This window comes from Oceanimonas marisflavi (assembly GCF_003049725.1).
Taxonomy (GTDB): Bacteria; Pseudomonadota; Gammaproteobacteria; order Enterobacterales; family Aeromonadaceae; genus Oceanimonas; species Oceanimonas marisflavi.
The window spans coordinates 60,597-84,571 of sequence record NZ_QAGM01000012.1; the positions used below are offsets into that span (position 1 = coordinate 60,597).

A 23,975-nucleotide genomic window follows, 5' to 3' on the forward strand; every position below is an offset into this window, starting at 1 on the left:
TACCTGGGCGCCCCGTCCTTCCGAAGAATGAAGGGGCGCCGTTATTTCCTAGGCAGTCTGGTGCCTTAACTTTCTTCCAGCTCGATGTTGATACCCAGGGAGCGGATTTCCTTCAGCAGTACGTTGAAGGACTCGGGCATGCCCGGCTCCATGCGGTGATCACCGTCCACGATGTTCTTGTACATCTTGGTCCGGCCATTTACATCGTCCGACTTGACGGTCAGCATTTCCTGCAGGGTGTAGGCGGCGCCGTAGGCTTCCAGCGCCCACACTTCCATCTCACCGAAACGCTGACCACCAAACTGGGCCTTACCGCCCAGGGGCTGCTGGGTAACCAGGCTGTAGGAGCCGGTAGAACGCGCATGCATCTTGTCGTCCACCAGGTGGTTCAGCTTCAGCATGTACATATAGCCCACGGTCACCGGACGCTCAAAGGAGTTGCCGGTGCGGCCGTCGAACAGGGTGATCTGACCGGATTCGGGCAGATCCGCCAGCTTCAGCAGACGCTTGATTTCGTGCTCACGGGCACCGTCAAACGCCGGCGTGGCAATCGGCACACCCTTGCGCAGGTTGTTGGCCAGCACCCGGACTTCATCGTCGGAGAAGGTGGACAGATCCACTTTCTGCTGCACGTTTTCACCCTGATTGTAGACTTCCTGAATGAACTCGCGCAGACGGGCCAGCTCCTGCTGCTCCTTGATCATGGTGTCGATCTTCTCACCCAGTCCCTTGGCCGCCAGGCCCAGATGGGTTTCGAGGATCTGACCGATGTTCATCCGCGAGGGTACACCCAGCGGGTTGAGCACGATGTCGACCGGACGGCCGTGTTCGTCGTGGGGCATGTCTTCAACGGGAACAATGGTGGATACCACACCCTTGTTACCATGACGACCCGCCATCTTGTCACCGGGCTGAATGCGACGCTTCACCGCCAGGTACACCTTGACGATCTTGAGCACACCCGGGGCCAGATCATCGCCCTGAGTGATCTTGCGGCGCTTGTTCTCGAACTTCTTGTCGAAGTCGGCCTTCAGCTCCGCATACTGCTCGGCGATCTGCTCCAGCTCAACCTGCTTGCCTTCGTCGTCCAGGGCCTGCTCCAGCAGTTTTTCCCGGGCCAGCTTGGCCACCTTGTCGGCACTCATGCCGGCGGCGATCAGCACGGAACGGGCACGGGCGAAGATGCCGTCTTCGAGAATGCTGAACTCTTCGGTCAGGTCTTTCTTGGCCTGCTTGAGCTGCATGTGCTCGATGTCCTGGGCACGCTTGTCCTTCTCGACGCCGTCACGGGTGAATACCTGAACGTCGATCACGGTACCGTACACGGAGTTGGGCACGCGCAGGGAAGAGTCCTTCACGTCGGACGCCTTCTCACCAAAGATGGCACGCAGCAGCTTCTCTTCCGGGGTCAGCTGGGTTTCACCCTTGGGCGTCACCTTGCCTACCAGAATGTCACCGGGCTTCACTTCGGCACCCACGTAGACGATACCGGACTCGTCCAGCTTGGACAGCGCGGCTTCACCCACGTTGGGAATGTCGGCGGTGATCTCTTCCGGACCCAGCTTGGTGTCACGGGAGATACAGGACAGTTCCTGAATGTGAATGGTGGTCAGGCGATCTTCCATCACCACCCGCTCGCTGAGCAGAATGGAGTCTTCGAAGTTGTAGCCGTTCCAAGGCATAAAGGCCACGCGCAGGTTCTGGCCCAGGGCCAGTTCACCCAGATCGGTGGACGGGCCGTCGGCCAGTACATCACCGCTGATCACGCGCTCGCCCGGCATCACGCAGGGACGCTGGTTGATGCAGGTGTTCTGGTTGGAACGGGTGTACTTGGTCAGGTTGTAGATGTCGATACCGGCTTCGCCGGGCAGCATCTCTTCCTCGTTGACCTTGACCACGATACGGGACGCGTCGACATAGTCAACCACACCGCCACGCTTGGCCACGGCGGTAACACCGGAGTCCACGGCCACGGCGCGCTCGATACCGGTACCCACCAGCGGCTTGTCCGCCTTCAGGGTCGGCACCGCCTGACGCTGCATGTTCGAGCCCATCAGTGCCCGGTTGGCGTCATCGTGTTCCAGGAACGGGATCAGTGAGGCGGCCACGGAAACGATCTGCTGCGGGCTCACGTCCATGTACTGCACCTGGTCGGCGTTCATGTAGGTGGCTTCGCCCTTGTGACGGGACGGTACCAGTTCATCCAGCAGACGGCCGTTTTCGTCAATCGCGGCGTTGGCCTGGGCGATAACGAAGTGACCTTCCTCGATGGCGGACAGGTAATCCACTTCATCGGTGATCTGGCCATCCACCACGCGGCGGTACGGGGTCTCGAGGAAACCGTACTCGTTGGTGCGGGAGTAACAGGCCAGTGAGTTGATCAGACCGATGTTCGGACCTTCAGGAGTCTCGATGGGGCACAGACGACCGTAGTGGGTCGGGTGTACGTCCCGAACTTCAAAGCCGGCGCGTTCACGGGTCAGACCGCCCGGGCCCAGGGCCGAGATACGGCGCTTGTGGGTTACTTCGGACAGCGGGTTGTTCTGATCCATAAACTGGGACAGCTGGCTGGAGCCGAAGAATTCCTTCACCGCGGCGCTGATCGGCTTGGCGTTAATCAGATCCTGAGGCATCAGGGTATCCAGATCGCCCAGGGACAGACGCTCCTTCACCGCGCGCTCAACGCGAACCAGGCCTACGCGGAACTGGTTTTCGGCCATTTCGCCCACGGAGCGAATACGACGGTTACCCAGGTGGTCGATATCGTCCACTTCGTCCAGACCATTACGGATGGCGATCAGCTGCTTCATTACGTCGACGATGTCGGACTTGGTCAGGGTACCCGGACCATTCAGCTCTTCACGCAGCAGGCGACGGTTGAACTTCATCCGGCCCACGGTAGACAGGTCGTAGCGATCGTCGGTGAAGAACAGGTTTTCGAACAGGGTTTCGGCCGCTTCACGGGTGGGCGGCTCGCCCGGACGCATCATGCGATAGATTTCCACCAGCGCCTCGAGGCGGGTAGTGGCGGAATCGATACGCAGGGTCTCGGACATGTAGGCGCCGTGATCCAGTTCGTTGGTGAACAGGGTCTCGAACTGCTTGATGCCGGCCACAGACAGGTTGGCCAGGCTTTCCAGGCTCAGCTCGCTGTTGGCGGCGACCATCACTTCGCCGGTGTCGGCGTTGATATAGTCGCGTGCGGCTACCTTGCCCACGGCGTATTCCACCGGCACTTCCAGCTGCTCGACGCCGGCCTTTTCCAGCTGGCGAATGTGGCGGGCAGTGATACGGCGACCGGTTTCAACCAGCACTTCACCGTCGACCAGAATGTCGAAAGAGGCGGTTTCACCACGCAGGCGCTCGGGCTTGAGCTCCATCATCAGCTTGCCGTCGGCCACTTCGAAACGGGTGGTTTCAAAGAAGGTGGACAGAATGTCTTCGGTGGTGAAGTCAAGGGCGCGCAGAATAATGGACGCCGGCAGTTTGCGGCGACGGTCGATCCGGACAAACAGGTTGTCTTTGGGATCGAATTCAAAATCGAGCCAGGAACCACGGTAAGGGATCACACGGGCGTTATACAGGACCTTACCGGAGGAGTGGGTCTTGCCGCGATCGTGATCGAAAAACACACCCGGGCTGCGGTGCAGCTGGGAGACGATTACCCGCTCGGTACCGTTGATCACAAAGGTACCGTTCTCAGTCATGAGCGGGATTTCGCCCATGTAGACTTCTTGCTCTTTGATGTCCTTGACAGTGCCGGCGGCGGCTTCTCTGTCGTACAGGACCATACGCAACTTGACGCGCAACGGCGCCGAGTAGGTCACGCCACGGATCTGACATTCCTGCACGTCAAATACGGGCTCACCCAGACGATAGCTGACATACTGCAGCTCGGCAGTGCCAGAATAGCTAGTGATAGGGAAAACGCTGCGGAAAGCCGCTTCCAGACCGTACTCGCCCTGAGGATCTGCTTCAATAAACTGTTTGAAGGAGTCAAGCTGGATTGACAGCAGGTAAGGCGTGTCCAAGACCTGGTCACGCTTACCGAAGTCCTTACGAATGCGTTTTTTCTCTGTATAAGAGTAAACCATAGGGTTCCTCAGCTCGCTGATAAGTGACCCACTCTGCCCAAATGGGACAGCTCTGATAACATCGTTTCTGGTTGGCCGAATGTCTCGACAACACTCGGTGGCTGGAACAACGAGAGGCTAAAACGACGTGAAAATTCCCCTCATCCCACAGCGCAAAAGGGCCGGTGAATAAAGATTCACCAGCCCTAGCCCGATTGCTCAGGCCGCTAAGCTATAGTCTAGCTTATTTGAGCTCAACAGAAGCACCGGCTTCTTCGAGTTCTTTCTTCAGTGCTTCAGCTTCGCCTTTGCTCAGCTGCTCTTTAACAGCGGCAGGAGCAGACTCTACCAGGCCCTTGGCTTCTTTCAGGCCCAGGCCGGTGGCGCCGCGAACGGCCTTGATAACGGCAACCTTGTTGGCACCGGCACCGGTCAGGATTACGTCGAACTCGGTCTGCTCTTCGGCAGCGGCAGCACCGGCATCGCCAGCTACGGCAACAGCAGCAGCGGCAGAAACGCCGAACTTCTCTTCCATGGCTTCGATCAGTTCAACAACCTGCATTACAGACATTTCTGCAACGGCTTCGATGATTTGGTCTTTAGTGATAGACATGACTCAAATTCCTAATGTTCTGAAGTATACGGTAATCAAGCAGCCAGCAGCGCCTTAGGCGGCTTCGGCTTCTTTCTTGTCGCGCAGGGCAGCGAAGGTACGAACCAGCTTGCCAGCGGAGGCTTCTTTCATGGTCGCCATCAGCTTCGCAATTGCTTCGTCGTAAGTCGGCAGCTTGGCGAGGCGGTCAATGTCGGCCGCAGGGATAAATTCGCCCTCGTAAGCCAGACCTTTCACCTCAAACTCTTTCTGTTCTTTAGCAAAATCTTTGAACAGACGAGCAGCCGCACCGGGGTGCTCGTTGGAGAATGCGATCAAAGTAGGACCAACGAATACGTCTTTCAGGCATTCGTAATCGGTCTCTTCCACTGCCAGGCGAGCCAGAGTGTTACGGACTACCTTGAGGTAGATACCGTTTTCACGGGCTTGCTTGCGCAGGGTGGTCATGGCAGCCACAGTCACGCCGCGAGAATCGGCAACAACTGCAGACAGGGCGCCCTTGGCAGCTTCGTTGACTTCAGCAACAATTGCTTTTTTGTCGTCGAGTCTTAATGCCATTGGCTAAACTCCTGGATTCCACCTGGGAAATTCCCAGATTAAACACACGCCTCTTTTTCAGAGGCACCAAGGTGGCGAATTCCAGAAGAAAGGAAAATTTTTCTGCTTTCTAACTGGGTCCCGGCACCATCTACGCTGGAACATTAAGCCTTGCGGCTCCAGCGGTCTTGGACGGGAGTCGAAGCCCCCAACCAAATAACAAGGCGCAAAATTCTACGAGAATTGCTGCGCCTTGTAAATGCTTAATTAAGCAACATCCAGACCGGCTTGATCAACGGCCAGACCTGCACCCATGGTGGTGGACAGGCTGACTTTCTTGATGTACTGGCCTTTGGAAGAAGCGGGCTTGGCGCGCTTCAGGGCGCCCAGCAGGGCTTCCAGGTTGCCTTTCAGCTGTTCAGCGTCAAAGTCCGCCTTGCCGATGGTGGTGTGGATGATACCGTTCTTGTCGTTACGGTAGCGCACCTGACCAGCCTTGGCATTCTGCACGGCTTCGGCCACGTTCGGGGTCACGGTGCCAACCTTGGGGTTCGGCATCAGACCGCGGGGACCAAGAATCTGGCCCAGCTGGCCCACAACGCGCATGGCGTCGGGAGAAGCGATAACCACGTCGAAGTTCAGTTCACCGGCTTTTACCTGCTCGGCCAGGTCGTCCATGCCAACCAGGTCGGCACCGGCAGCCTTGGCGGCGTCGGCGTTGGCGCCCTGAGTGAACACGGCCACGCGAACGTCACGACCGGTACCGTGAGGCAGCACGGTGGCGCCACGCACGTTCTGGTCGGATTTACGGGCGTCGATGCCCAGGTTCACGGCAACGTCGATGCTTTCAACGAACTTGGCGGTGGCCAGTTCCTTCAGCAGGGCGATGGCTTCGTTGATTTCGTACTCGCGAGTGGCATCTACACGCTCACGGATGGTACGCATACGCTTGGTCAGTTTAGCCATGGTCTCAGCCCTCCACTACCAGGCCCATGGAACGGGCAGAACCTTCGAGGCAACGCACGCGGGCGTCAACGTCAGCACCGGTCATGTCCGGCGCCTTGACAGCGGCGATTTCTTCCAGCTGGGCGCGGGTGATGGTACCAACCTTGGTCTTGTTCGGTACACCGGAACCAGACTTGATGCCGGCAGCTTTCTTCAGCAGGAAGGCAGCGGGCGGAGTCTTGGTTTCAAAGGTGAAGGAGCGATCGCTGTATACGGTGATAACAACCGGGATCGGAGAGCCTTTTTCCAGGCTGTCTGTACGGGCGTTGAACGCCTTACAGAATTCCATGATGTTAACGCCGTGCTGACCCAGGGCAGGACCTACGGGCGGGCTCGGGTTAGCTGCACCAGCTGCAACCTGCAGCTTGATGTACGCTTGTACTTTTTTGGCCATTGATAATTACCTCAAAAATGGGTGTTAGCGCCTCGGAGCAGTACTCCTCTAACGGCTCCCCAACAATAAAAGGGCGGCAAATTGTAGTGCAATTTGCCGCCCTTCTCAAGAGCCCCAGCTCGAATTATGCTCAGGTTTTTTCCACCTGGCCGAACTCCAGATCCACCGGGGTGGAACGGCCGAAGATCAGTACCGATACCTTCAGGCGGCTCTTCTCGTAATCCACCTCTTCCACCACGCCGTTGAAGTCGGCAAAGGGGCCGTCGGACACCCGCACCACTTCGCCCGGCTCAAACAGGGTCTTGGGTTTCGGCTTGTCCACCGCGTCCTGCAGACGATTGAGAATGGCGTCGGCTTCCTTGTCGGAGATCGGTGCCGGACGCTCGGGAGTGCCGCCGATAAAGCCCATGACGCGGGGAATGCTGCGCACCAGGTGCCAGGTGCCGTCATTCATCTGCATCTGCACCAGCACATAGCCGGGGAAAAACTTGCGCTCGCTCTTGCGCTTCTGGCCGGCGCGCATTTCCACCACTTCCTCGGTGGGTACCAGCACTTCGCCAAATTGATCTTCCATGCCGTGCATTTTGATATGTTCACGCAGCGACTTGGCTACGCGGCCTTCATATCCGGAAAACGCCTGGACCACATACCAACGCATTCTTTGTTCTGACATGGTGAATCCTTATACTCCGGTAACCAGGTTGACCAGCCATACCAGCAGGCCATCCAGCAAAAACAGAAACAGGCCGACCAGAGCGGTCACGGCCAGTACGATAAGGGTGGTCTGAATGCTTTCCTGACGGGTGGGCCAGACCACCTTGCGCATTTCCAGACGCGACTCACGGGCAAAGGCAAAGCTGCTCTGGCCCTTTTTGGTCTGGTATGCCAGCAGGCCGGCAACACCGACTGCCACTACCACGCCGGCCGCGCGAATAAAGACCGCCAGGTCACTGTAGAGATAGTTGGCGACCACGGCTGCGATCAGAATAATGAAAACCAGACCCCACAGCAGGGTATCTTTCGCCCCGCCCTGGCTCTCGGTATTTGCACTCATAAGCTACCTGTCTAAATATTCCGAGTCCGTTACAGACGCAAAAACCCCGCCGACGGCGAGGTAAGTGGCAGGGGCGGAGGGACTCGAACCCCCAACCGTCGGTTTTGGAGACCGCCGTTCTACCAATTGGAACTACGCCCCTAATACAACAAAGCCCCTATTATAGGGGCTTTGTGACGCGATTGTAAGCGCTATTACTCGATGATTTTGGCTACAACGCCAGCACCAACGGTACGGCCACCTTCACGGATGGCGAAGCGCAGACCTTCTTCCATCGCGATGGGCGCAATCAGGTTCACGTCCATCTTGATGTTGTCGCCAGGCATAACCATCTCAACGCCTTCCGGCAGTTCGATGGTACCGGTCACGTCAGTGGTACGGAAGTAGAACTGAGGACGGTAGCCCTTGAAGAACGGAGTATGACGGCCACCTTCGTCCTTGGACAGTACGTATACTTCGGACTCGAAACGAGTGTGCGGGGTGATGGAGCCCGGCTTGGCCAGAACCTGACCACGCTCAACTTCTTCACGCTTGGTACCACGCAGCAGCACACCCACGTTCTCACCGGCACGGCCTTCGTCCAGCAGCTTGCGGAACATTTCAACGCCGGTACAGGTGGTCTTGGTGGTGTCCTTGATACCCACGATTTCAACTTCTTCACCCACCTTGATGATACCGCGCTCTACACGACCGGTAACCACGGTACCACGACCTTGAATGGAGAATACGTCTTCGATCGGCAGCAGGAAGGCACCGTCAATGGCACGCTCGGGATCCGGAATGTAGGAGTCCAGGGCAGCAGCCAGTTCCAGAATCTTCGGTTCCCACTCGGCGTCGCCTTCCAGGCCCTTCAGAGCGGAGCCCTGAATAACCGGAATGTCGTCGCCCGGGAAGTCGTACTCGGACAGCAGCTCACGCACTTCCATTTCTACCAGCTCGAGCAGCTCTTCATCGTCAACCATGTCACACTTGTTCATGAACACAACGATGTAAGGTACACCTACCTGGCGGGCCAGCAGGATGTGCTCACGGGTTTGCGGCATGGGGCCGTCGGTGGCAGCTACTACCAGGATCGCGCCGTCCATCTGGGCAGCACCGGTGATCATGTTCTTCACATAGTCGGCGTGGCCGGGGCAGTCAACGTGAGCGTAGTGACGGCTTTCGGTGTCGTACTCAACGTGGGAAGCGGCGATGGTGATACCACGAGCCTTTTCTTCCGGGGCGTTGTCGATCTGGTCGAACGCGCGGGCAGCGCCACCGAACTGCTTGGCCAGGACGTTGGTGATGGCAGCGGTCAGAGTCGTTTTACCGTGGTCAACGTGGCCGATGGTACCAACGTTAACGTGCGGTTTCGTACGTTCAAATTTTTCTTTAGACATGCTCGTCCCTCTAACTGGTTGGGTGGTGAGCTATACCACGCGAATCGCAAGTAGGAAGTATATAACAAAAAAGGCTTGAGGGTGCTTTAGTAAAGAAGTGGTGCTGATACCCAGAATCGAACTGGGGACCTCACCCTTACCAAGGGTGCGCTCTACCATCTGAGCTATATCAGCACTGGAGCGGGCAGCGGGAATCGAACCCGCATCATCAGCTTGGAAGGCTGAGGTAATAGCCATTATACGATGCCCGCGGTGGTCTTTACTTGAACGACCTCAAACCGCTTTTTCAATGCCCGTCGGGGACGAACACTGGAAACTGGTGGAGGGAGCTGGATTCGAACCAGCGAAGGCGGAGCCGTCAGATTTACAGTCTGATCCCTTTGGCCACTCGGGAACCCCTCCGAATTTTAAATGGTGCCGGCAGAAGGAGTCGAACCCTCGACCTACTGATTACAAGTCAGTTGCTCTACCAACTGAGCTATGCCGGCACACGAGCGGGACGAATTCTATGGCAAGGAGATGCTTCTATGCAACACCCTTGGGCCAAGTTTTTTCACCGCACAGTTCAAGCGCGCAAAAAAGCACCATACAACCACCGGCTATTCACTCTCAGGGTGGGAGTCAGCTCACGTTACGACCAATGGCCAGCCCCCCCTCGCCTTGTTGAACAAGGCGGCTTTGGTGTATGGTCAGTCGGCGACTCACAGGACACCCTTGATGAAGACTGACACCCATTCCCCCTATCTGACCTTTTCCCGCCAGACCTGGTCAGAGCTGCGCGATGCCGTGCAACTGCCCCTGAGCGAAGACGAGCTGATGCGTCTGCGCAGCATGAACGATCGGGTTTCCCTGGCCGAAGTGCGGGACATCTATCTGCCCCTGTCCCGCCTGCTCAACCTTTATGTCAAAGCCAAGCAGCGACGCAGCCGGGTGCTGGATCAGTTTCTCGGCAATGAACACCACCGGGTGCCTTATGTGATCAGCATTGCCGGCTCGGTGGCGGTGGGCAAAAGCACCACGGCGCGTATTCTGCAGGCGCTGCTGGAGCGCTGGCCCCAGCATCCGCGGGTAACCCTGGTGACTACAGATGGTTTTCTGTATCCCAACGCCGAGCTGGAACGACGGGGGCTGATGAAAAAAAAGGGCTTTCCCCAGTCCTATGACATGCGCCGGCTGGTGCAGTTTGTGTCCGATATCAAATCGGGCAAACAGGATGTTCGGGCGCCCGTTTATTCCCACCTCACCTACGATATTGTGCCCGGCCAGGAAGTCGCGGTGGAGCAGGCGGACATCGTCATTATTGAAGGGCTGAATGTGCTGCAGAGCGGCATGGACTACCCTCACGATCCGCACCGGGTGTTTGTGTCAGACTTTGTGGACTTCTCGGTATATGTGGATGCCGACGAGCGACTGCTGAAAACCTGGTATGTGGAGCGCTTTCTCAAGCTGCGCTCCGGCGCCTTTGCCGATCCCGACTCCTACTTTCACCACTATGCACGGCTCACCGAAGAAGAGGCGGTGGCCACCGCCAGCCGCATCTGGCAGGAAATCAACTACAAGAACCTGAAGCAGAACATACTGCCGACCCGGGACCGGGCCGAGCTGATCCTGACCAAGGGCCAGGATCATCAGATAGAGCAGATACGGCTTAAAAAGTGAGGCGTAAGGAGTGAGGGGTGAGGCGTAAGTCGCGCCCTCGTTCCCACGCTCTGCGTGGGAATGCATACCGAAACTCGCTTATACGGCAAGCTGTCTGCAAGCCAGATAGACACTCCCACGCAGGAGCGTGGGAGCGAGATCCCCCTCACTCCTCTCCCCTTTCTCCTCACTGCCCCCGCAGGGAGATTTCTCCGCCCAGGTAGCGTTTGAGCTCGCCGTTTTCCAGTTCCAGCAGCAGGGCGCCCTGTTCATCGATACCCCGGGCGGTGCCGTGCACCACCTGTTCGCCCATCAGCACCCGTACCGGTTTGCCATTGAAATAATCAAGCCGGTTCCAGCGCTCGCGAAAGCCGGCAATGCCTTCCTGCTCAAAGCGTGCCAGCGCCTGCTGCAGGCCTTGTGCCAGGGCGATCACCAGGCCATTGCGGTCGCTGATCTCCCCCAGCTCCGCCAGCTCGGCCCAGGGCTGAGTGATCCTGTCCTGCTCGGTGGCAGGCAGCACCAGGTTCAGGCCCATGCCGATCACCAGATGACAGGGACCGCCGGCGGTGCCCGACATCTCCACCAGTATGCCCGCCAGCTTGCGGCCGTTCAGATAAAGGTCGTTGGGCCACTTCAGTGCCACACCGGCAAAACCGGCGCTTTCCAGCGCTTCCACCACGGCAATGCCTACCACCAGACTGAGCCCCATGGCCGCCGCCATGCCCTGCTCCAGCCGCCAGTACAGGCTCATGACCAGCTGGCCGCCAAAGGGAGAAATCCAGCTGCGGCCCCGGCGGCCCCGGCCTGCGGTCTGACATTCAGCCAGGCACAGATCCCCCTTGTTAAGCTGCTCCACCCGTTCCAGCCAGTGCTGGTTGGTGGAGCCGATCACCGGCACCACTTCCACCCGGACCGGCGCCAGGGCCCGGGCCAGCCGCTCGGGGTCAAGCAACTGCAGCGGTACCGCCAGCCGGTAGCCCTTGCCGCTGACGCTGTAAATATCCAGCCCCAGACTCTTGAGCGCCTGTACATGCTTGCTCACCGCCGCCCGGCTCACGCTCAGGGCGTCGCCCAGCTGCTCGCCGGAATGAAACTGGCCGTCGGCCAGGCAACGCAGCAGCTGTTCGCGCAGGGGGGTCAGTTCAGCCATGACAGCGCCTCGTCCAGGTGGGTTTCGCCCTGCGGGCCAATCATGCGCACTTCCGGCTCCAGCATCACGCCAAAGCGATCACTGACCCGCTCCCTCACCAGCGCCGCCAGCCGCAGTACGTCTTCCGCCGTGGCGCCCCCCCGGTTGACCAGCACCAGGGCCTGCTGCTGATGCACGGCGGCGCCGCCCACACGGGTGCCCTTGAGCCCGGCCTGGTCGATCAGCCAGCCGGCGGCCAGCTTTACCAGCCCGTCTTCTGCGGGATACAGCGGCAGCTCGGGCCAGGCCAGCTGCAGGGCATCGGCCTGAGCCTGGCTGACCTTGGGATTTTTGAAAAAGCTGCCCGCATTGCCGAGCTCGGCGGGATCCGGCAGTTTGGCCCGGCGGGTGGCGCAGACCAGCTCAAACACTCGCCGGGCGGTGGCGTCCTCGCCCAGTGCCGCCAGCGGGCCATAACCCAGCACCGGTCGCCAGACCTTGGGCAGGCGCAGGGTAATGCTGAGGATCAGATGATGCCGGGCGGCATGCTTGAACACACTGTCGCGATAACCAAAGGCACACTCATCCGCCGACCAGAGGCGGGTTTCGCCGCTGTGCCAGTCCATGCTTTCCACTTGTTCGCAGAAGCGGGACAGCTCCACACCGTAGGCGCCGATGTTCTGAATGGGCGCGGCCCCGGCGGTGCCCGGGATCAATGCCAGATTCTCGAGGCCCGGCATACCCCGCTCCAGGCAATAACACACCAGCCGGTGCCAGTTTTCTCCCCCTTCCACCTTGAGCCGCCAGGCATCGTTGGTTTCAGTCACCTCAATGCCGGTCAGCCGGTTCACCACCACCTGCCCCTTGAAAGTAGCGGTAAACAACAGGTTGGAACCCCCTCCTACCACCAGCCGGGGACCACGGTAGCGGATCAGCTCCGCCAGCTGCTCTCTGTGCTGCAGAATGACCACTTCATCGGCCTCCTGTTTCAGGCCAAAGGTGTTATAGGAAAGAAGTGAATGGGCGTTGCTCGGCATGATGATGGGTCCTGGAAAAATGCCGGTGCAGTGTACCCCAAGACGCCGGCGGGGTTAACCGGCCCGGCGTGAGCCCTGTTTATTGCTCACAGGAAAAAGTGATTTACCGCGCCAGTGACGGACATCATCTTGATTAGCGCCGGCATTTACCCTGAAATCAGGGGTTCATCGTATCAGGAGAGCCCCCATGAGCCGTACTCAGAGTGAACAGTTAATCCAGGACTATTATCGCGCCTTTAACGAAGGCGACATGGACACCTTTCTCGGCCTGCTGACCGAGGATGTGATACACGATATCAATCAGGGCGGCCGGGAAACCGGCAAGGCCGCCTTTGCGGCCTTTATGGAGCGCATGAACCACCACTATAAAGAGCAACTGGTGGACATGGTGATCATGGTCAATGAGGCCGGCGACCGGGGTGCCGCCGAGTTTGTGGTGCTGGGCGAATACCTCAACACAGACGAGGGTCTGCCCCAGGCCGGTGGCCAGCGTTATCGCCTGCCCGCCGGCGCCTTTTTTGAAATCAGGGACAACAAGGTGGCGCGCATCAGCAACCACTACAACCTGAACGACTGGATTGCCCAGGTCATTCAATGAACCTGCGTATTGTCACCGTCACCGGCCAGGGCCTCACACCCTGGCTGAACGATCTGGCCAGGTTGCGTATTCGGGTATTCAGGGACTTTCCCTATCTCTACGACGGCAGCCTGGACTACGAGAGGAACTACCTCGCCACCTACACCCAATGCGAGCACAGCATCTGCGTGCTGGCCCTGGACGGTGAGCGGGTGGTGGGCGCCTCCACCGGCCTGCCCCTGGCCGAGGAGGTGGCGGAATTTCGCGCCCCCTTTGCCGTCGCCGGACTGAATGCCGAACGCATTTTTTACTGCGCCGAGTCGGTGCTGCTGCCCGACTACCGGGGCCGGGGCCTTTACCGGGCCTTTTTTGACGGCCGGGAAGCTCACGCCCGGGAGCTGGGCTTTGACACCGCCGCCTTCTGCGCCGTGGTGCGTCCGGACGATCACCCCCTTAAGCCCGCCAATTACCGGCCGCTGACCGATGTCTGGGCCCGCTTCGGCTATCAGCCCGCCCCCGGCCTGCGTACCCAGTTTCGCTGGAAGGACAGAGATCGGAACGAGGAAACCGACAAACCCATGCAGTTTTACCTGAAATCCCTGGAGGTATCACAGTGACTCAGCCTCTGGTGCTGGCCTGCGCCCAGTATTCCATCGACTTTCTCGGCAACTGGCCCGCTTTTGAGCAAAAGCTGGACCGGCTGCTGGCCGACGCCCTGGCGCAAAATGCCAGCTTTGTGTTGCTGCCGGAATACTTTTCCATGGAGCTGGCCTCGCTGTTTGACGAGCCGGTTTACCGCTCCCTGAGCGCCCAGCTCGATGCCATGCAGACCCTGCTGCCGGACTTTATCGATTACTTTTCCGGCCGGGCCGAGCAGCACGGCCTGCATATTCTGGCAGGCACCATTCCGGTGCGACTGAGTGACGGCCGCTTTGTTAACCGCGCCCACCTGTTTCGCCCGGACGGCAGCCACGACTGGCAGGACAAGCTGCAGATGACCCGCTTTGAAAAGGAGCAGTGGCACATCAGCGCTGGCGACGAAATAAAAGTGCTCGACACCGCCTTTGGCAAGGTGGGCGTGGCGGTGTGCTATGACAGCGAATTTCCGTTGATCGTGCGCCGCCAGGTGGAAGCCGGCGCCCGGCTCATCCTGGTGCCCAGCTGCACCGACACCGAAGCGGGCTTTAACCGGGTGCGTATCGGCAGCCAGGCCCGGGCACTGGAAAATCAGTGCTTTGTGGCCCAGTCCCCCACCATAGGCGAGGCGCCCTGGTCGGAAGCGGTGGATGTAAACACAGGTCGCGCCGCCATCTACACTCCGGTGGACTACGGCTATCCCGACGACGGCATTCTAGTCATGGGCGAGGATAACCAGCCCGGCTGGGTGGTGGCCACGCTGGATCTGGACGCGCTGGAAACCGTACGCGCCCAGGGGCAGGTATTCAACCACAGGGACTGGGACGGCCAGCTGGCTTACTAAACCTTTGAGCCCGTTGCGGGAAGCACCAGCAGGGTTACCTGCGCCGACACGCTTCGAGCACCTCCATGTGACGCTCGGCAAATGCCTTCCCTGGCATTTGACGGTCGGCTACGGCAATCCCTGCTGTTGCTTCCTGTCACCAAGGCTGCGCCTGCGGGTAATTCAGGGAGAAGCACTCTCCGCCAGAAAGGCCTGAATTTCGTCGGCGGCCACGGCAAAGTTGAAGTTGCCCCAGGCGGTCACCCCCCTGGTGGTAATGCCCACCAGGTTGCCGCTTTCATCAAACAGGCCGCCGCCGGACGAGCCATAGCTGATGGGGGCCGTGGTCTGAATAAGGCGCACCCCGTTTTCGCTGCGCCGGGCGGAGACAATGCCTTCGGTCAGGGTCTTGTCGAGCCCGGCCGGGGCGCCGATGGCAAACACCTTTTCCCCTACCTGCAGCCGCTCCACCGAACGGGCTCGGCTGGTGTAGTCGAGCCGGCCGCCGTCCTTCAGAGTCAGCAGCGCCAGATCCCGCACCGGATCCGTATACAGCACCCGCCATACCAGAATGTCTGCTTCACGCACCGGCTGGCCGTCCTGCCGGGCAATGGTGACCGGCACGCCCCCGGCGGCCACCTGATGATAGCTGGTCACCGCCCGGTAAGGGTCAATGGCCACCGCCGAGCCCAGACTCAGGGGCTCCAGGCCGGCCCCCAGCTGCTCATAGACCACCACCTTGTACACCGCCGGCCCGCGCTCGCCATAGAGGGTGGCGGCCGACAGGGCCGGCCCCGGTGCAGAGACCAGTTGCAGCCGCGGGGGCGTCAGCAGGGCCTGTTGGCGCACACAGTCGTCATCCCCCAGCCTGGCACAGGCGGCAAAGTGTCTTGCGGCACGCCCGCGATCCCGAACCGCCGGATCGTGCTCGCTGACATAGATCTGTCCCAGCAGTTTATGAGCCTGAGCCTGCCACCGGGGATCCTTGCTGTCGCTCAGTCGCTCCAGCCACCGAATGGCCTCGGCGGTGTTTTGCGCCGTACCCCGCCCATCCAGATACATTTGCGCCAGCCGGTAGCGGGCCTCGGGCTGATCGGCACTGGCGGCGGCCTGCCGGTAATGGTCAAAGGCGGTATTGTCATCGCCGGCCAGCCGGGCCGCATAGCCAGCCTGTTGCTGTTCGCCGGCACTCATGCCGCAGCCGGCCAGCAGCAGGGAGAAAAACAGAAGGGGCAGGCTGGATTTCATGCAGGCTTTCCGCTGAAGAGTAAAAGCCTAAGCATAGCGTACTCAGGCCTTGGCCCGGCGTCTGCCCTTGCCGGCGGTCCGGCGCGGACGCGGCGGTTTGCCGCCCTGCAGACCACGAAAGGACTCGGGGCGCAGGCTGTCGATCAGTGCCGGCAGCTGGCCCTGCAGCTCATCCATAAACTGGCGGTAGCCCGCCTGTTTGCGGCTGATGGCGTCCAGCACCGCTTCCCAGCGGGCGGTCATATCGGGGGTGGTGGCGGAGTCGGGCAGGCTGTCTATCAGCCGGCCCCCCGCCTCGGTGGCATGGATCTGCCGGCCCCGACGCTCGAGAAAGCCCCGCTTGAACAGCAGTTCGATAATACCCGCCCGGGTCGCCTCTGTGCCCAGGCCGTCGGTGTCCCGCAGAATTTTCTTCAGCCCGGCGTCGGTGACATAGCGGGCAATATGGGTCATGGCCGCGAGCAGGGTGGCATCGGTAAAGGGCTTGGGTGGCTGCGTCTGTTTTTCCTGCAGCTCGCCCTGCAGACACTGCACCCTGTCCCCTGCCTTTAACGCCGGCAGCCGGGACTGCAGCTCCTCGTCTTCCGGCTCGTCGGCCTTGTTTCTGGCAAACAGCGCCTTCCAGCCCGCCACTCGCTGCTGCCGGGCTCTGGCCAGAAAGCGGCCACCGGCGATCTCCACTTCCACCTTTTTTTCGTCCAGCTCCTGATGGGGGTAAAACTGGGCGGCATACTGGCGGGCCACCAGCTCGTAGATGCGGCGCTCGTCTTCCGACAGCCGGGCGCCGTCGGTTTTTCGGGTGGTGGGAATAATGGCATGATGGGCTTCCACCTTGCTGTCGTTCCAGGCCCGGCCACGCATGCCGGTGTCGGCCTGCGCCGTGGCCGAAGCCAGCGCCGGACAGACGGCGGCGATGGCCGCCAGCACCGACGGCCCCTGAGCGAAGTGCTCGGCAGGCAGGTAACGGTTGTCGGAGCGTGGATAGGTGATCAGCTTGTGTCGTTCATACAAGCCCTGACACACATCCAGCACGCGCTTGGCGCTGAGACCAAAGCGACGGGCGGCGTCAATCTGCAGGGCCGACAGGTTATAGGGTAGCGGCGGTGGAATGCGCTGGCGCTTGCTGTCGGCGGCCAGCACGGTTCCCGGCTGACCAGTGATGCGTCGAACGACGTTTTCCGCCAACCCCCGGGACAGCACCCGGCCCTCTTCGTCCTGCCAGGGCTGACAGGCCCGGCTTGGCTGCCATTTGGCGCGAAATTGCTCATCGCTCTCTGTCTGCAGCAGCGCCTGCACCTCATAAAAGGGCTTGGGCTGAAAGTCGGCGATGTCTCTGTCCCTGCGCACCACCAGCCCCAGCACCGGGGTTTGCACCCGGCCCACCGAGAGCACGCCGTTATAGCCCATGCTGCGGCCGGCCAGGGTACAGAGCCGGGTCATGTTGATGCCATACAGCCAGTCGGCCCGGGAGCGGGCCAGGGCCGATACCGACAGGGGCACGAAGTCGGTGTTGGGCCTGAGCGCGGCCAGGGACTTTTTCACCGCCGCCGGGTTGAGGTCGCTGATAAGACAGCGCTGCACCGCTCCACGCTTGGCGGCGGGCACCCTGCAGTAGCTGATCACCTCATCCACCAGCAGCTGGCCTTCGCGGTCCGGGTCGCCGGCATGGACTATGGTGCCGGCCTCCCTGAGCAGCTTTTTGACCACCGCCAGCTGCTTTTTGGTCTTGGGCTTGGGCACCAGCTTCCAGTCGTCGGGAATGATCGGCAGGTGCTCGCGCCGCCACTGTTTGAAGGCGGGATCATAGGCGTCGGGCTCGGCCTGCTCCAGCAGGTGGCCGATGCACCAGGTCACCACGTCGCCGTTGGCCAGGCGAATAAAGCCCTCGCCCTTTTGCTGGGGCTTTGGCAACACCTCGGCCAGAGCCCGGGCCAGGCTGGGTTTTTCGGCGATATAAAGAATCATGAGGATCGTCTGAAACTGGGACAAGGCTGTAGGCGCCACTTTAGTTGGCGCATACCGGCATCGCCGGTAACCCAGACCTGCTCTCGCAGGTCCTGCCGGCTAAAGCGGCAGCTACAACAGGCCCCAAACAGCATCATTGGCCCACTCCCCCCAGCTCAGTAATCCTCATTCAACAGAAAGTCGTCCATGCTTTCAACCAGATAGGGCCAGTCGGCTTCGGGCACCGGGGTGACCGGATCTTCGTCGCCTTCGCCGTATTCGTCCCAGTAATGGGCGCGCAGCGCCAGGGCAAAGTCGGAATAGTCCTCGGCCAGGGCCTGCAGCGGACCGAACCAGACGATACGGGTCAGGCCGGTGGTAAGATCGTTGAGGTATTCGGTAAGCACCTGAGGATCGGGAAACTGCTCCATCAGCAGCTCAAAGCGTTCCCGGGCGGCAATATGCTGATCCGGATCCAGCTCGCCCAGCTCGGCCACGTGGTGCAGGTAGTCGGTGAGCACAAACTCTTTGGCCTGGTTTTCACCGGCCAGCCACTGACAGCGGGTTTCCTTGCGACTGATGATGGACAGCGCTATTCCCTCATCGAGAAAACACAGGGCCCACAGTTGATCGTCCATCGGTTACTCCATGGCGGCAGAAAAATTGACTGCCGCCAGTGTAGCGGAAAACATTGGCAGCATCACCGCCGCAACCTGAACAGCCGACCCATTCAGGCGGTAGCGGAAAACCGAAGCGGCATCACCGCCGCAGCCGGGTCAGCTTGTCCCGCCGCAGCGACAGCAGCAGCAGCGCGGCCAGCAGGTAGACCAGGGGCTCTATCCAGCCCGATTTCACCGACCACCAGAAATGCACGCACACCACCAGCACAGTGGTGTAAATCCAGTTGTGCAGGCGCTGCCAGCGCCGGCCGAGACGCCGTTGCCACCCTTGAGTGGAGGTGATGGCCAGCAGCAACAGCACCACCCAGGCAGCCATGCCAAGGGTAATAAAGCCCCGCTTGATGATCTCTTCCCCAATCAGGCCCCAGGCCAGTTGCAGATCCAGCAGCACCCAGGCCAGCAGGTGCAGGCTGGCATAGGTAAAGCACCACAATCCTACCGCCCGGCGCAGCCGCACCAGGGGGCCAAGACGAAAGCGTCTGGCCAGGGGGGAAATACACAGGGTCAGCAACAGCAGACGCAATGCCCAGATGCCAAGGTAATGCAGCAGTTCGGGCACGGGATCGGCGCTGAAATGGCCGGCGGCAAAGCCCCAGGGCAACCACAGCAGCGGCAGCACCGCCAGGCCGTGCACCAGCACCCGCAGCCGGCCCAGGCGAGTGGCGTCAATCCGCATCAGTAAAATTTCCTCAGATCCATGCCGGCATAGAGCGAGGCCACTTCTTCTTCGTAGCCGTTAAACATCAGGGTGGGCTGGCGCTCGCTGCCAAACAGGCCGCCTTCGCCAATCACCCGCTCGCTGGCCTGGCTCCAGCGCGGATGATCCACGTTCGGGTTGACGTTGGCGTAGAAGCCATATTCATAAGAGGCCAGCTGATTCCAGGTGCAGGGGGGCTGCCGCTCGGTGAGGGTAATACGCACAATGGACTTGATGCCCTTGAAACCGTATTTCCAGGGCACCACCAGCCGTACCGGAGCACCGTTCTGGTTGAGCAGGGTCTTGCCGTACATGCCCACCACCAGCAGACTGAGCGGATTCATGGCTTCGTCGATGCGCAGTCCTTCCACATAGGGGTAGTCGATGCCGCCACCTACATAGCGGGACGCCTGGCCGCGCATCTGCTCCGGATCGTAGAGGGTTTCAAAGGCCACGTATTTGGCTTTTGAGGTAGGGTTGGCCGCCCTGATGATGCTGGCCAGGGGTACCCCCAGCCAGGGAATGACCATGGACCAGGCTTCCACACAGCGATGGCGGTAGATGCGCTCTTCCAGCCGTTGCTTTTCCATCCAGGCCCAGACGTCTATGGTTTGCGGCTTGTCCACCTCGCCATCTATCTCTATGGTCCAGGGCCGGGTTTTCAGCCCCTGAGCGTAGCGCAGGGGGTCCGACTTGTCGGTACCGAACTCGTAGAAGTTGTTGTAGCTGGTGGCCACCTTTTCGGCGGTAGGCGTCAGCGCCAGCCGGTAGGCTTCGGGCCGGTCAAAGCTCAGCGGCATTTGCCCTGGGCCGGCCACGGCGCCCGCTTCCTCCCGGCCCAGCAGCCGGTCCAGCACACTGGCGCCGGCGGGCAGGCTGAGGGCCGCTGCGCCCAATCCCAGCCCCTGAATGATGCGGCGGCGCTGGCGATACACGGCTTCAGGGGTGACCTGATGCTCGGCGAGCGCCGACTTTTTTCGAACCTTGATAAGCATGCAAACTCCTGTAAACGCGTTTTGCCTACAAAGAGCCAGACAACCGCAAAAATCTTTCGTCAGTCCTGTTTGCGTTTGAAGGCACTGGCTTCAATACCGTGGCGACTGAGCAACTTGTAAAAGTCGGAGCGGTTGCGCCCGGCCAGAGCGGCGGCCTGAGTCACGTTGCCGTCGGTCATGCGCAATACCTTGTTGAGATACATGCGCTCGAACTCCGCTCTGGCTTCGTTAAAGGTGGGAAACTGCTCGCCACTGCCGGTGAGCAGGCTCTCGATCAGCTGGGCGCCAATCACCGGCGCCGAGGCCATGGCCACCGCCTGCTCCACCAGGTTGAGCAGCTGGCGCACATTGCCCGGCCAGGGCGCCGACGCCAGCAGCGCCAGCGCCTCGGGGGCAAAGCCGGTTACCTGGGTGGCCTGACGCTGACGGATCTGCTCCAGAAAATGCCGGGCCAGCAGGGGAATGTCTTCCGGCCGCTCCTTCAGCGCCGGCAGCGCCAGATTAACCACGTTGAGCCGGTAGAACAGATCTTCCCGAAAGCGCCCCTGCTCCATGGCCGCTACCAGATCCCGACTGGACGCCGACAGCACCCGCACATCGGTTTTGATATTGCGGTTGCCGCCCCGGGGGCGTACCTCCTGCTGCTCCAGCGCCCGCAGCAGCCGGCTTTGCAGCCGGGCCGGCAGCTCTTCCACCTCGTCCAGCAACAGGGTGCCGCCGGCGGCGGTCAGCAGCACACCGGCATAATCGGCGTCGGCCCCGTCAAAGGCACCGCGTACATGACCGAACAGCTCCGACTCCAGCAACGGCTCGGGCAGGGAGCCGCAGTTAAGCGCCACAAAGGGATGATCCCGCTGCGGGCTGGCCTGATGCAGCACCCGCGCCATCAGCTCCTTGCCGGCGCCGGCAGGGCCGGTGATCAGCACGCTGATGTCGAGGGGGGCAATGCGCCTGGCCTGCTCCAGCACGCCGGTCATGGCCGGGCTGCGGGTCAGCATTTCGTGCTGCCAGTCGTCCTCAAAGGCCGGCAGCGACACCGCCAGGGCCTCGTGAATGGTGCGGCGCAGGGCTTCCTTGTCGATGGGCTTGGTGAGAAAGCCGAACACGCCGGAGCGGGTGGCGGAGACCGCATCGGTAATGGAGCCGTGGGCGGTCATGATCACCACCGGCAGGCCGACGTGCTGACGCTGAATGCGATCAAACAGCGCCAGACCATCCATGCCGTCCATGCGCAAATCGCTCAGCACCAGATCGGGGCGCTCCCGCTCCAGCCATTCCAGCGCCTCGGCGCCGGAGGTGGCGGTGGCCACCTCGAACCCCTCGCTTTTCAGCCGCAGCCCGAGCAGCTTCAGCAGGCTGGCGTCGTCGTCCACCAGCAGTATTCTCGCCTTGCGCTTCATTGTCCGTTTTCCTGGTAGCGACGCTCGTTGATCTGCTCGTCTATGGTGGCCAGCTCGTTCAGTTTGCGGGTCAGGGTATTGATCTGCTGCTGCCGGTCGGTCACCACCCGGTTAAAGGTGATCAGTTCCTGATTGTAGGCCTGATGCAGGGCGAAAAACTGCTGCAAGCGAGTATTGACGCCGGGCAACGCCTTGCTGAACAGCTGCTGGGCCTGCTGCCGCTGGGCCAGGTTGGCCTTGGGGTGGCTCAGCCACAGGGCCAGCACCAGCTCATTGGAGGCCTGGGCCTGCTGCAGCCGGGCCATCTCCTGCTGGCGCTCGGCCTCGCCGCTTTGCATGATGCGGTGCGACAGCTGCAACCACTCCAGCAGCTCGGTGTTGTCGGTGGCCGCAACGGAGGTCGGCAGGTGAAAATCGTCGAAAGGAAACGACATTTGCGAGCTGCAGCCGCCCAGCAGCAGCGCCATCAGGCCACAGGCCCAGAGTTTATTCATGATGTTTTCCTTCATTGCCGAACCCGGGCAGCCCCAGTTCAAAGCAGACCCAGCCCGGTTGTGATGAATCCAGGGTCAGACGGCCGCCCATGCTGGCCGCCGCTTCCCGCGCTATGCTCAGGCCGATACCCGAGCCCTTGAGCACGCCCTTGCGTTCCTGACTGCCCTGTACGAAAGGTTCAAAAATACGCTCCCGGTCGGCGGCTGGAATGGGGCCGCCGGTGTTGGCCACCCGCAGCACATATTCCCCCTCACCGGCGCCGGCACGAATGGCGATTTCGCCGTCGGCGTCACCATAGTTGACGGCGTTGGAGATCAGGTTGTCGAGCACCAGCCGCAGCCGGTGATTGTCGGCCAGGGGTTCGCTGTCATCCAGCGTCAGACTGACGCGAATGCCCTTGTTTTCCAGGGCCAGCCGGTGGGCATCCAGGCTTTCCTCCAACAGCGGCCTGAGCGCCACCGGCTGCCGGTATACCTGCACCTGCTGAATGCGGTTGTAGTCGAGCAGTTGCTCAATCAGGCCCTGCAGCCGGTAGCTGTTGTCCACCAGCAGCTCACAGATTTCCTCCTGCTCGTCGGTGAGCGGGCCGGTCACCTTTTCCGCCAGCAGATCCGCTCCTTCCCTAAGGCTCGCCAGCGGGGTTTTCAGCTCGTGGGACAGGTGCCGCAAAAACTGCAGCTTCTGGGCTTCCAGCTCCCGCAGCCGGTGGTGCAGCCAGCTCAGCCGCTCGCCCAGCGCCACCAGCTCGGCGGGGCCGCTGATGGGCCGTTCGTCGGGCTCAACGCCGTCGCCCAGGCTCAGAATGCGCCGTTCCAGCTGGCGTACCGGGCGAATGATCAGGTAGGTAAACAACAGCGCCAGCACCAGACTGGCCCCCCCCAGGGCACCGCTTAACAGCCACATGCGCTGGCGCACCTGCACCACCTGCTCCCGCACCCGGGCCACGCGCACGTCGATCTGCTCCCGGGCCAGCCGGTCCAGCGCCACATTGGCCTGGTTGAATTCGTCAAAAATTGCCACCCGCTGGCGAATCCCGGCGCCGCCGGCCTGAGCCAGGTCCACCAGCTCCACCAGCTGCCGGCGCAGGGAGGCGTCAAGCTCACCCGCATCCACCACATTCAGCAGGGGCTCCATTTCCATGCGGTAGCGCTCCAGCAGCCGCAGGTACTGCAACCGCAGCTCGGGCACCTCCAGCACCGCATAGCGGCGAATGGTGCGCTCCATGTCGAGGGCCAGATCGTTCATGTCCGAAGCCCGGCGGGTGTCGATCACCGCACTCTGCATGCCGTCTTCCGCCAGCCGGTTCACCCGCTCCAGGCTGCGGCTGTTCTGAATGACCAGCAGGATCAGCGGTAACAGCACCAGTATAAAGGCGATCAGCACCAGTCGTAACAATGAGCGGGGGGCAAAGCCGCGGGCCGCTTTTGACATGAACCTTTTGCTCCTCAGGGAAATAACCGGAATAAGGCAGAATAACAAAAATGCAGGCAAAGGCGGATCGGCAATGTCACCGGCTCGGTTCACTCCCGCAAGCTATGCTAAAAACAGGATCGGGCACTCAACTATCAATCATAATGGCAAGGCCGATTGGCCCACTGACAAAAGGCCTGCCACACTC

At 60.8% G+C, this 23,975-nt stretch carries 22 protein-coding genes and 5 tRNA genes; 4 read left to right on the forward strand and 23 right to left on the reverse strand.

Features of this window, described 5'->3' with window-relative positions:
• Positions 1–65: 65 nt before the first annotated feature.
• The 13 genes from rpoB to DA373_RS09355 all read right to left on the reverse strand — a co-directional run bounded on the left by rpoB (position 66) and on the right by DA373_RS09355 (position 9,543).
• A complete protein-coding gene (gene rpoB, locus DA373_RS09295) occupies positions 66–4,094 on the reverse strand; it encodes a DNA-directed RNA polymerase subunit beta (protein ID WP_107852040.1) in 4,029 nt (1,342 codons plus the stop codon).
• Between the two features lie 223 nt (positions 4,095–4,317).
• On the reverse strand, positions 4,318–4,686 hold the full coding sequence (gene rplL, locus DA373_RS09300) for a 50S ribosomal protein L7/L12 (RefSeq protein WP_094202069.1): 369 nt from the start codon (positions 4,684–4,686) through the stop codon (positions 4,318–4,320).
• Positions 4,687–4,740: 54 nt separating this feature from the next.
• A complete protein-coding gene (gene rplJ / locus DA373_RS09305) occupies positions 4,741–5,244 on the reverse strand; it encodes a 50S ribosomal protein L10 (protein WP_107852041.1) in 504 nt (167 codons plus the stop codon).
• Positions 5,245–5,490: 246 nt separating this feature from the next.
• On the reverse strand, positions 5,491–6,189 hold the full coding sequence (gene rplA / locus DA373_RS09310) for a 50S ribosomal protein L1 (protein WP_107852042.1): 699 nt from the start codon (positions 6,187–6,189) through the stop codon (positions 5,491–5,493).
• Positions 6,190–6,193: 4 nt separating this feature from the next.
• Positions 6,194–6,622, reverse strand: a complete 429-nt coding sequence (gene rplK, locus DA373_RS09315; RefSeq protein WP_107852043.1) for a 50S ribosomal protein L11 — start codon at positions 6,620–6,622, stop codon at positions 6,194–6,196.
• Between the two features lie 130 nt (positions 6,623–6,752).
• Positions 6,753–7,295 (reverse strand): transcription termination/antitermination protein NusG, encoded by a 543-nt coding sequence (gene nusG, locus DA373_RS09320; protein WP_094202073.1) that lies wholly within the window; start codon positions 7,293–7,295, stop codon positions 6,753–6,755.
• Between the two features lie 9 nt (positions 7,296–7,304).
• The gene (secE, locus tag DA373_RS09325; RefSeq protein ID WP_107852044.1) at positions 7,305–7,676 is read right to left on the reverse strand and encodes a preprotein translocase subunit SecE; all 372 of its coding nucleotides are present in this window, start codon (positions 7,674–7,676) and stop codon (positions 7,305–7,307) included.
• Between the two features lie 65 nt (positions 7,677–7,741).
• Positions 7,742–7,818, reverse strand: a tRNA-Trp gene (locus DA373_RS09330).
• 52 nt (positions 7,819–7,870) lie between these two features.
• Positions 7,871–9,055 carry an elongation factor Tu gene (gene tuf, locus DA373_RS09335; protein WP_107852045.1) on the reverse strand — a complete coding sequence of 395 codons (1,185 nt, stop codon included), beginning with the start codon at positions 9,053–9,055 and terminating at the stop codon, positions 7,871–7,873.
• Between the two features lie 98 nt (positions 9,056–9,153).
• Positions 9,154–9,229: transfer RNA gene (locus tag DA373_RS09340), tRNA-Thr, on the reverse strand.
• Positions 9,230–9,231: 2 nt separating this feature from the next.
• Positions 9,232–9,306, reverse strand: a tRNA-Gly gene (locus DA373_RS09345).
• A gap of 66 nt (positions 9,307–9,372) precedes the next feature.
• Positions 9,373–9,457: transfer RNA gene (locus DA373_RS09350), tRNA-Tyr, on the reverse strand.
• A 10-nt stretch (positions 9,458–9,467) separates the two neighbouring features.
• Positions 9,468–9,543: transfer RNA gene (locus DA373_RS09355), tRNA-Thr, on the reverse strand.
• 229 nt (positions 9,544–9,772) lie between these two features.
• On the opposite strand from DA373_RS09355, the gene coaA reads away from it, so the two are divergent.
• Positions 9,773–10,714, forward strand: a complete 942-nt coding sequence (gene coaA / locus DA373_RS09360; protein ID WP_107852046.1) for a type I pantothenate kinase — start codon at positions 9,773–9,775, stop codon at positions 10,712–10,714.
• A gap of 166 nt (positions 10,715–10,880) precedes the next feature.
• Here the strand turns inward: coaA and birA are convergent, their stop codons facing one another.
• Both birA and murB read right to left on the reverse strand, forming a co-directional pair.
• Positions 10,881–11,846 carry a bifunctional biotin--[acetyl-CoA-carboxylase] ligase/biotin operon repressor BirA gene (gene birA, locus DA373_RS09365; protein WP_107852047.1) on the reverse strand — a complete coding sequence of 322 codons (966 nt, stop codon included), beginning with the start codon at positions 11,844–11,846 and terminating at the stop codon, positions 10,881–10,883.
• Positions 11,834–12,862, reverse strand: coding sequence for a UDP-N-acetylmuramate dehydrogenase (gene murB, locus DA373_RS09370; protein WP_107852048.1), 1,029 nt, complete (start codon positions 12,860–12,862; stop codon positions 11,834–11,836). Before murB ends, birA begins: the two co-directional genes overlap by 13 nt.
• Positions 12,863–13,049: 187 nt before the next feature.
• Between murB and DA373_RS09375 the strand changes: the two genes are divergently transcribed.
• The 3 genes from DA373_RS09375 to DA373_RS09385 are packed head-to-tail and all read left to right on the forward strand — an operon-like array spanning position 13,050 to position 14,919.
• Positions 13,050–13,460: a ketosteroid isomerase-related protein gene (locus tag DA373_RS09375; protein WP_107852049.1), complete on the forward strand. Its 411-nt coding sequence runs from the start codon at positions 13,050–13,052 to the stop codon at positions 13,458–13,460.
• Positions 13,457–14,056: a GNAT family N-acetyltransferase gene (locus DA373_RS09380; RefSeq protein ID WP_107852050.1), complete on the forward strand. Its 600-nt coding sequence runs from the start codon at positions 13,457–13,459 to the stop codon at positions 14,054–14,056. The genes DA373_RS09375 and DA373_RS09380 overlap by 4 nt, the downstream gene beginning before the upstream one ends.
• Positions 14,053–14,919 (forward strand): carbon-nitrogen hydrolase family protein, encoded by an 867-nt coding sequence (locus tag DA373_RS09385; protein WP_107852051.1) that lies wholly within the window; start codon positions 14,053–14,055, stop codon positions 14,917–14,919. The genes DA373_RS09380 and DA373_RS09385 overlap by 4 nt, the downstream gene beginning before the upstream one ends.
• A gap of 162 nt (positions 14,920–15,081) precedes the next feature.
• On the opposite strand, the gene DA373_RS09390 is transcribed toward DA373_RS09385, so the two are convergent.
• From DA373_RS09390 to DA373_RS09425, 8 genes are all read right to left on the reverse strand, one after another.
• Positions 15,082–16,146, reverse strand: a complete 1,065-nt coding sequence (locus DA373_RS09390; protein WP_114692580.1) for a trypsin-like peptidase domain-containing protein — start codon at positions 16,144–16,146, stop codon at positions 15,082–15,084.
• Positions 16,147–16,188: 42 nt separating this feature from the next.
• Positions 16,189–18,111: a DNA topoisomerase III gene (locus tag DA373_RS09395; RefSeq protein ID WP_107852052.1), complete on the reverse strand. Its 1,923-nt coding sequence runs from the start codon at positions 18,109–18,111 to the stop codon at positions 16,189–16,191.
• Between the two features lie 155 nt (positions 18,112–18,266).
• A complete protein-coding gene (locus DA373_RS09400) occupies positions 18,267–18,728 on the reverse strand; it encodes a hypothetical protein (RefSeq protein ID WP_107852053.1) in 462 nt (153 codons plus the stop codon).
• 121 nt (positions 18,729–18,849) lie between these two features.
• Positions 18,850–19,446, reverse strand: coding sequence for a protein-methionine-sulfoxide reductase heme-binding subunit MsrQ (locus DA373_RS09405; protein WP_107852054.1), 597 nt, complete (start codon positions 19,444–19,446; stop codon positions 18,850–18,852).
• Positions 19,446–20,462 carry a protein-methionine-sulfoxide reductase catalytic subunit MsrP gene (gene msrP, locus DA373_RS09410; RefSeq protein ID WP_107852055.1) on the reverse strand — a complete coding sequence of 339 codons (1,017 nt, stop codon included), beginning with the start codon at positions 20,460–20,462 and terminating at the stop codon, positions 19,446–19,448. Before msrP ends, DA373_RS09405 begins: the two co-directional genes overlap by 1 nt.
• A 59-nt stretch (positions 20,463–20,521) precedes the next feature.
• Positions 20,522–21,862, reverse strand: coding sequence for a sigma 54-interacting transcriptional regulator (locus DA373_RS09415; protein ID WP_107852056.1), 1,341 nt, complete (start codon positions 21,860–21,862; stop codon positions 20,522–20,524).
• Positions 21,859–22,356 carry a hypothetical protein gene (locus DA373_RS09420; RefSeq protein ID WP_107852057.1) on the reverse strand — a complete coding sequence of 166 codons (498 nt, stop codon included), beginning with the start codon at positions 22,354–22,356 and terminating at the stop codon, positions 21,859–21,861. Before DA373_RS09420 ends, DA373_RS09415 begins: the two co-directional genes overlap by 4 nt.
• A complete protein-coding gene (locus tag DA373_RS09425) occupies positions 22,349–23,788 on the reverse strand; it encodes a sensor histidine kinase (RefSeq protein ID WP_107852058.1) in 1,440 nt (479 codons plus the stop codon). The genes DA373_RS09420 and DA373_RS09425 overlap by 8 nt, the downstream gene beginning before the upstream one ends.
• Between the last annotated feature and the right edge of the window lie 187 nt (positions 23,789–23,975).

What these genes read in the sequence shown, in the direction of transcription:
- birA (WP_107852047.1), bottom strand. Translation starts at nt 11,846, where the DNA reads ATGGCTGAACTGACCCCCCTGCGCGAACAGCTGCTGCGTTGCCTGGCC.
- DA373_RS09400 (WP_107852053.1), bottom strand. Translation starts at nt 18,728, where the DNA reads ATGGACGATCAACTGTGGGCCCTGTGTTTTCTCGATGAGGGAATAGCG.
- DA373_RS09375 (WP_107852049.1), top strand. Translation starts at nt 13,050, where the DNA reads ATGAGCCGTACTCAGAGTGAACAGTTAATCCAGGACTATTATCGCGCC.
- rpoB (WP_107852040.1), bottom strand. Translation starts at nt 4,094, where the DNA reads ATGGTTTACTCTTATACAGAGAAAAAACGCATTCGTAAGGACTTCGGT.
- DA373_RS09420 (WP_107852057.1), bottom strand. Translation starts at nt 22,356, where the DNA reads ATGAATAAACTCTGGGCCTGTGGCCTGATGGCGCTGCTGCTGGGCGGC.
- rplA (WP_107852042.1), bottom strand. Translation starts at nt 6,189, where the DNA reads ATGGCTAAACTGACCAAGCGTATGCGTACCATCCGTGAGCGTGTAGAT.
- DA373_RS09380 (WP_107852050.1), top strand. Translation starts at nt 13,457, where the DNA reads ATGAACCTGCGTATTGTCACCGTCACCGGCCAGGGCCTCACACCCTGG.
- DA373_RS09405 (WP_107852054.1), bottom strand. Translation starts at nt 19,446, where the DNA reads ATGCGGATTGACGCCACTCGCCTGGGCCGGCTGCGGGTGCTGGTGCAC.
- DA373_RS09395 (WP_107852052.1), bottom strand. Translation starts at nt 18,111, where the DNA reads ATGATTCTTTATATCGCCGAAAAACCCAGCCTGGCCCGGGCTCTGGCC.
- rplJ (WP_107852041.1), bottom strand. Translation starts at nt 5,244, where the DNA reads ATGGCATTAAGACTCGACGACAAAAAAGCAATTGTTGCTGAAGTCAAC.
- nusG (WP_094202073.1), bottom strand. Translation starts at nt 7,295, where the DNA reads ATGTCAGAACAAAGAATGCGTTGGTATGTGGTCCAGGCGTTTTCCGGA.
- rplL (WP_094202069.1), bottom strand. Translation starts at nt 4,686, where the DNA reads ATGTCTATCACTAAAGACCAAATCATCGAAGCCGTTGCAGAAATGTCT.
- murB (WP_107852048.1), bottom strand. Translation starts at nt 12,862, where the DNA reads ATGCCGAGCAACGCCCATTCACTTCTTTCCTATAACACCTTTGGCCTG.
- secE (WP_107852044.1), bottom strand. Translation starts at nt 7,676, where the DNA reads ATGAGTGCAAATACCGAGAGCCAGGGCGGGGCGAAAGATACCCTGCTG.
- tuf (WP_107852045.1), bottom strand. Translation starts at nt 9,055, where the DNA reads ATGTCTAAAGAAAAATTTGAACGTACGAAACCGCACGTTAACGTTGGT.
- DA373_RS09415 (WP_107852056.1), bottom strand. Translation starts at nt 21,862, where the DNA reads ATGAAGCGCAAGGCGAGAATACTGCTGGTGGACGACGACGCCAGCCTG.
- coaA (WP_107852046.1), top strand. Translation starts at nt 9,773, where the DNA reads ATGAAGACTGACACCCATTCCCCCTATCTGACCTTTTCCCGCCAGACC.
- DA373_RS09425 (WP_107852058.1), bottom strand. Translation starts at nt 23,788, where the DNA reads ATGTCAAAAGCGGCCCGCGGCTTTGCCCCCCGCTCATTGTTACGACTG.
- rplK (WP_107852043.1), bottom strand. Translation starts at nt 6,622, where the DNA reads ATGGCCAAAAAAGTACAAGCGTACATCAAGCTGCAGGTTGCAGCTGGT.
- msrP (WP_107852055.1), bottom strand. Translation starts at nt 20,462, where the DNA reads ATGCTTATCAAGGTTCGAAAAAAGTCGGCGCTCGCCGAGCATCAGGTC.
- DA373_RS09390 (WP_114692580.1), bottom strand. Translation starts at nt 16,146, where the DNA reads ATGAAATCCAGCCTGCCCCTTCTGTTTTTCTCCCTGCTGCTGGCCGGC.